The following is a 6,291-nucleotide window of genomic DNA, read 5'->3' on the forward strand; positions in this document are numbered from 1 at the left end:
TCACCCGGGCGAGGTCGAGGAACTCGGCGACCCCCTCGTCGTGGGAGCGCAGGAGCTGCGAATACACCTCCGGATCAACTGGTGACTGGTCGGCCATCACCTCGAAACCGCGCCTGCGGAAGAAGTCGACCTCGAAGGTGAGGCAGAAGACCCGTTTGATGCCCAGGAGCTCGGCGTCCGAGATCAGCCGCTCCACGAGGGCCGTCACGATACCGCGGCCCTTCGCGGACTCCGCCGTGGCAAGGGTGCGAACCTCGGCGAGGTCCTCCCACATCACATGGAGGGCCCCGCAGCCAAGGACGGTGCCGTCGGCGTCCTCCGCGATGCGGAACTCCTGGAGGCCTTCGTAGTAGGCAACCGTTTCCTTCGCGACGAGGACCCGCTCGTCGGCCAGCGGGGCGACGAGCGCCCGGATGGCGGCGACATCGGAGGTGCGGGCGGGCCGGATGCTGAAGGACGGGTTCACCCGCCCCAGTCTACAAAGCACTCCGGCCCGCCCCGACCAGTGCGGAAGGGCCGGCGTCGGGTCAAGGAAACCGGTGCCGGCACGCGGGTTCGCATTAACGGCCAAGGCCCGTTCCGGAATTCCGGAACGGGCCTTGGCTGACGGCAGTGCGGCCAGGAGGTGGTGCAGTCCCTACTCGGGAACCGTCGCCTCGAGTGCGGGCGGCACGTCCTCGATCTCCTTCGGAGCGCCGTGTCCGACGAAGGTGAAGCGGGCATCGACCCCTTCGCCCTCGACGTCGACCGCGACCCTCTCGCCGGGCTTCAGATCCCCGAACAGGATCTTCTCCGACAGCTGGTCCTCGATCTCGCGCTGGATGGTGCGGCGCAGCGGCCGCGCACCCATCGCGGGATCGTAGCCGCGGGTCGCCAGCAGCACCTTGGCGGCGGGCGTGAGCTCGATCGTCATGCCCTTGTCCGCCATGCGCTTGCCAAGGCGTTCCAGGAACAGATCGACGATCTCGACGATCTCCGCCTGGGTGAGCTGCGGGAACACCACTGTGTCATCGACACGGTTGAGGAACTCGGGGCGGAAGTGCTGCTTGAGCTCCTCCGTGACCTTCGCCTTCATCCTGTTGTAGCTCGTGTTCGTGTCGGTGCCCGACTGGAAACCGGTCATGACGCCCTTGGAGATGTCGCGGGTTCCAAGGTTGGTGGTCATGATGATCACGGTGTTCTTGAAGTCCACCATGCGGCCCTGGCTGTCGGTCAGGCGGCCGTCCTCAAGGATCTGCAGCAGCGAGTTGAAGAGATCGGCGTGCGCCTTCTCCACCTCGTCGAACAGCACCACGGAGAACGGCTTGCGGCGGACCTTCTCGGTCAGCTGCCCGCCCTCTTCGTATCCGACGTAGCCCGGAGGGGCGCCGAAGAGGCGCGAGACCGTGTGCTTCTCGGAGTACTCGGACATGTCGAGGGTGATCAGGGCGTCCTCGTCGCCGAAGAGGAACTCGGCCAGCGCCTTGGCAAGCTCCGTCTTACCGACGCCCGTGGGGCCGGCGAAGATGAACGAGCCACCGGGACGCTTCGGATCCTTGAGCCCGGCCCGGGTGCGGCGGATGGCCTGCGAGATCGCCTTGATCGCCTCATTCTGGCCGATGACCCGCTTGTGCAGCTCATCCTCCATGTGAAGCAGGCGGGAGGACTCGGCCTCGGTGAGCTTGAAGACCGGGATGCCCGTGGAGTTCGCGAGCACTTCGGCGATCAGTTCCTCATCGACCTCGGCGATGTCATCGAGTCCGCCCGACTTCCAGCGGCGCTCCTTGTCGGCGCGCTGGTCGTGGAGCTTCTGCTCCTTGTCGCGCAGCGACGCGGCACCCTCGAAGTCCTGGGCGTCGATCGCCGATTCCTTCTCGCGGCGCACGTCGGCGATCCGCTCGTCGATCTCCTTGAGCTCCGGCGGGGCTGTCATCCTGCGGATGCGCAGCCGGGCCCCGGCCTCGTCGATCAGGTCGATCGCCTTGTCCGGAAGGAACCGGTCGGAGATGTACCGCTCGGCGAGGGTTGCCGCGGAGGCAAGGGCGCCGTCTGTGATCGAAACACGGTGGTGTGCCTCGTACCGGTCGCGCAGCCCCTTGAGGATCTCGATCGCCAGGGCCACGGAGGGCTCGGCGACCTGGATCGGCTGGAACCTGCGCTCGAGGGCGGCGTCCTTCTCGATGTGCTTGCGGTACTCATCGAGCGTCGTGGCACCGATGGTCTGCAGCTCGCCGCGGGCGAGCATGGGCTTCAGGATCGATGCCGCATCGATGGCGCCCTCGGCGGCACCCGCACCCACAAGGGTATGGATCTCGTCGATGAACAGGATGATGTCGCCGCGGGTGCGGATCTCCTTGAGCACCTTCTTCAGCCGCTCTTCGAAGTCGCCGCGGTACCGGGAACCGGCCACGAGCGAACCGAGGTCGAGCGTGTAGAGCTGCTTGTCGCGGATCGTCTCCGGGACGTCCCCGCGGACGATCGCCTGCGCGAGGCCCTCGACGACGGCGGTCTTGCCGACGCCGGGCTCACCGATCAGCACCGGGTTGTTCTTGGTGCGCCGGGAAAGGACCTGCATGACGCGCTCCATCTCCTTCTCGCGCCCGATCACCGGGTCGAGTTTGGATTCACGCGCGGCCTGGGTCAGATTGCGCCCAAACTGGTCGAGCACGACGGAACCCGCCGGGGTTCCCTCCTGCTGCTGGCCGCCGGCCGCAGCCGGCTCCTTGCCCTGGTAACCCGACAGCAGCTGGATGACCTGCTGCCGGACCCGGTTGAGGTCGGCCCCGAGCTTCACCAGGACCTGCGCGGCGACGCCCTCACCCTCGCGGATGAGGCCGAGCAGGATGTGCTCCGTGCCGATGTAGTTGTGGCCAAGCTGCAGAGCTTCCCGCAGGGAAAGCTCAAGCACCTTCTTGGCGCGGGGGGTGAAGGGGATATGGCCGGACGGGGCCTGCTGGCCCTGTCCGATGATCTCCTGGACCTGCTCTCGCACAGCACCCAGGGAAATGCTGAGTGATTCCAAAGCCTTGGCGGCAACACCCTCACCCTCATGGATGAGGCCAAGCAGGATGTGCTCGGTGCCGATGTAGTTATGGTTGAGCATGCGGGCCTCTTCCTGGGCCAACACGACAACTCGACGGGCACGATCTGTAAATCTCTCAAACATGAGACACACTCCTAGCTAACGCGTAACTCGATGCTACGTGTACCCGCAGAGGAATTGGGGCGTGTTCGCCACAGGCGAGAATATGCGGAACGGCCCGCTCAGCGCTGGGCGGCGCGGTATGCCTCCACGATTTCGCTGTTCACGCGGCCCCGGGCGGAAACGTTGTATCCGTTTTCCTTCGCCCATTCACGGATCTGTGCCGCTTCCTGGTTCCGGGCGGGGGCGGCACTGGCGCGCTGCTGCTTGGAGGAGCTGCTGCGCCGGGCCGAGGAGATGTAAGTTCCAAGCGCGGAACGCAGTTCCTTCGCGTGGGCCTCCGAGAGGTCGATCTCGTACTGGACTCCGTCGAGGCCGAACCGGACGGTTTCGTCGGCCTCGCCGCCGTCCACGTCGTCAATGAGGATGATTTTCACTTTCTGCGCCACCATGAGCTCCTGAATTAGTGCGTGTGTGCGAATATCCCCTAATTAGATTATGGCGCACGCTCAGGATGCCGTCAAAAAATTACTTCGTTGAATTAGTTCCGTCGATATCCGGCCCGGACTCCGGGCCGCTGGTTTCAGTTGGTTCATCCCGGGAACGATCTTCCTCCCCATGAAGTTCCCGTGCCCGGGACATCGCTTCGCGCTCGGACCGGTCAGCATTGAGGATGGTTCGCATCACAAAGTAGAAAAGAACGGCGAGGGTGGCCGAAGGCAGGAGCACTTCGAGGTATTCCATGGGCTCAGCCCGCTTCCGGCTTCAAAAGGGGAAAGAGGATGGATTCCCGAATTCCGGTATTTGTGAAAAGCATCACGAGGCGGTCGATGCCAAGCCCGATGCCGCCCATGGGCGGGGCGCCGTACTCGAGGGCCCGCAGGAAGTCCTCGTCGAGCTGCATGGCCTCCTCGTCGCCGGCCGCGGCCCGGCGCGACTGCTCGGTGAGCCGCTCGCGCTGGATCACCGGGTCGATCAGCTCCGAGAAGGCGGTGCCGCGTTCCATGCCGCCGATGATCAGGTCCCACGCCTCGATCAGGCGCGGGTTGCTCCGGTGTGGGCGGGCGAGCGGCTGGGCCGACGGCGGGTAGTCATAGACGAAGGTGGGCTGGATCAGGGTCGGCTCGACGAGTTCCGAGAACAGCTCAAGGACAAGCTTTTCGGCATCCCAGGCGGGGTCGACCGACACTCCACGCTCGTCGGCGATGCGCCTCAGGACCGCCGCGTCGGTCTCCGGCGTGATCTCCTGTCCCAGAGCCTCCGACAGGCCGGGGTAGACCCCGAGCCACTTCCACTCGCCGTCGAGGTCAATGGTCCCCTGGGGTGTTTCGATGGTGCGCATCCCCAGGACGTCGGCGCAATTCAGAATCATTTCCTTCATCCGCTCGGCCATTCCGAACTGGTCGGTGTAGGCCTCGTAGGATTCGAGCATGGTGAATTCCGGGCTGTGGGTCGAATCGACGCCCTCATTGCGGAAAATCCGGCCGATCTCGTACACCCGGTCAATTCCGCCCACGACGGCCCGCTTGAGATAAAGCTCCAGGGCGATGCGGAGCGTCATTTGCTGGTCGAAGGCGTTCAGGTGCGTTTCGAACGGCCTGGCGCTTGCACCGCCGTGCACCAGCTGCAGGATGGGGGTTTCGACTTCGAGGTATCCGTTGGCGTGAAGGGTTTCCCTCAGGGAGCGGGTGATTGCCGCGCGCGTCCGGACCATGGTGCGGGCTTCCTCGCGCACCATGAGGTCCACATAGCGCTGGCGGACCCGGGTTTCCTCGTTGACTCCGGTGTGAAGGGTGGGCAGCGGCCGCAGGGCCTTTGACGCCATGGCCCAGGACTCGGCCATCACGGACAGCTCGCCGCGCCGGGAGCTGACGACCTCGCCGTGCACCTGGACGTGGTCCCCGAGGTCCGCAAGGGCCTTCCAGTCCGCCAGCGGCTCCGCCCCGATGACGGCCAGGCTGAGCATTACCTGCAGCCGGGTACCGTCACCCTCCTGAAGGGTGGCGAAAGCGAGCTTGCCGGTGTTGCGGATGAAGACGACGCGTCCCACCACCGAAACCTTCGTACCGGTTGCCTCATCCGGCTCGAGGTCCGGGAAGGCCTCCCGCACCTGGGCGAGGGTGGAGGTGCGTTCGGGCTTGACCGGGTAGGCCTCCTTGCCGCTTTCGAGAAGCCGCGCCCGCTTCTCGAGGCGGATGCGCATCTGCTCGGTGAAGTCGTCGGTCGAAGAGCCGTCGGTCAGGAGGTCGTTTTCAGGAGTCACGGTAGCCAAGTTTACGTGGTTCGGAGGATCGGGCGGATTCACGCGTCCCCGAGGACCATATTGTCGATGAGCCGCACGGGGCCCACCCGCGCGGCGATGAGGGCCAGCGCCGTTCCGGTGAACGGGGTTTCGGCGCAGGGAAAGGCGAGGGGCTCCAGCGTGAGCGGATCCACCACCTCGAGATACTCGAGCGCCACGGCCGGTTCGCTGGCGATCATGGCGAGGACCGATTCGGGGTCGAGCGGTTCATTCCGGCCCGCCCGCTCCCGGAGCAGCTCCAGGGCCCGCGGCAGCACGAGCGCGGCGGAGCGCTCCCGGGGCGAGAGGAAGCGGTTGCGGCTCGAGAGCGCCAGCCCGTCGGCGTCGCGCACGATCGGAACACCCACGATGTCGACGGGGAAGTTCAGGTCGCGGACCATCTGCCGGACCAGTGCGAGCTGCTGGGCGTCTTTCTGCCCGAAGTACGCGCGGTAGCGGGAGCGCACCTCGGGTGCGCCAAGGTGCAGGAGCTTCGCGACGACGGTGAGCATCCCGTCGAAGTGGCCGGGCCTGAACGCCCCTTCGAGCTTGCCGCCGAGCTCCCCCGCCTGAAGCCGGATCTGGGGGGTGCCGTCGGGGTAGACCTCGGCCGCATCCGGGGCGAAGACGAGGTCGACACCGTGGGCGCCGAGCAGCTCGAGGTCGGCTTCGAGGGTGCGGGGGTACCGCTCGAGGTCGGCCTGCTCCCCGAACTGGAGCGGATTCACGAAAATCGTTGCCACGACGACGTCGTTCCCGGCACGTGCGGCGGCCGCGAGCGCCCCATGGCCGGCGTGAAGCGCGCCCATGGTGGGGACCAGCCCCAGCGAGGGGACTGTCTCCGCTCCCGCTGCCCCCGGTGCAGCGGGAGCGAGGCGTCCGGCAGCGC

The 6,291-nt window shown here is 66.2% G+C and carries 6 protein-coding genes; all 6 read right to left on the reverse strand.

Annotated elements, in window-relative coordinates; all coding sequences use genetic code 11:
- On the reverse strand, positions 1 to 466 hold a 466-nt coding region (locus QZX79_RS15245), incomplete at its 3' end, for an amino-acid N-acetyltransferase (protein WP_294569549.1).
- 171 nt (positions 467 to 637) lie between these two features.
- Positions 638 to 3,145 carry an ATP-dependent Clp protease ATP-binding subunit gene (locus QZX79_RS15250; protein WP_294569543.1) on the reverse strand — a complete coding sequence of 836 codons (2,508 nt, stop codon included), beginning with the start codon at positions 3,143 to 3,145 and terminating at the stop codon, positions 638 to 640.
- Between the two features lie 98 nt (positions 3,146 to 3,243).
- Positions 3,244 to 3,570, reverse strand: coding sequence for an Lsr2 family protein (locus QZX79_RS15255; protein ID WP_120166428.1), 327 nt, complete (start codon positions 3,568 to 3,570; stop codon positions 3,244 to 3,246).
- Positions 3,571 to 3,649: 79 nt separating this feature from the next.
- Entirely contained in the window at positions 3,650 to 3,865 is a 216-nt protein-coding gene (locus QZX79_RS15260; protein ID WP_294569545.1) for a hypothetical protein, read from the reverse strand.
- A 4-nt stretch (positions 3,866 to 3,869) separates the two neighbouring features.
- A complete protein-coding gene (lysS, locus tag QZX79_RS15265) occupies positions 3,870 to 5,324 on the reverse strand; it encodes a lysine--tRNA ligase (RefSeq protein WP_294569551.1) in 1,455 nt (484 codons plus the stop codon).
- Positions 5,325 to 5,422: 98 nt separating this feature from the next.
- Positions 5,423 to 6,291, reverse strand: an 869-nt coding sequence (gene panC / locus QZX79_RS15270) for a pantoate--beta-alanine ligase (protein WP_294569547.1), incomplete at its 5' end; no start/stop codon positions are given.

The organism is uncultured Arthrobacter sp., from assembly GCF_902805515.1.
GTDB lineage: Bacteria > Actinomycetota > Actinomycetes > Actinomycetales > Micrococcaceae > Arthrobacter_D.